The sequence below is a fragment of the Priestia sp. SIMBA_032 genome (assembly GCF_046535215.1).
GTDB classification, from domain to species: domain Bacteria; phylum Bacillota; class Bacilli; order Bacillales; family Bacillaceae_H; genus Priestia; species Priestia aryabhattai.
Genome location: NZ_JAWRXD010001462.1, coordinates 1 through 240 on the forward strand (window position 1 = coordinate 1; position 240 = coordinate 240).

General features: G+C 47.5%; 1 protein-coding gene. It reads right to left on the reverse strand.

Going from position 1 to position 240, the window contains the following annotated elements; all coding sequences use genetic code 11:
- Positions 1-222, reverse strand: a 222-nt coding sequence (locus SB717_RS39155) for an SUMF1/EgtB/PvdO family nonheme iron enzyme (protein WP_410908681.1), incomplete at its 3' end; no start/stop codon positions are given.
- Positions 223-240 lie beyond the last annotated feature (18 nt).

Genomic DNA, 240 nt, shown 5'->3' on the forward strand with positions numbered 1-240 from the left:
ACGGTAATAATTGAAATCACTGATTTCATCGTCCACAATGGGGCGGTACACATCAGCAACCCATTCGTTTACATTTCCTGCCATATCATACAGGCCAAAATCGTTGGGTTTGTAGGACTTTACCTCTCCGGTAATATCGGCACCATCATCAACCAAAGTATGACCCCAATGATGAAGGCCAGCACCTTTAACCCGTACAAGGGCGTGACCAGGGCCTCGTATAACAGGGCCATGGCCTTT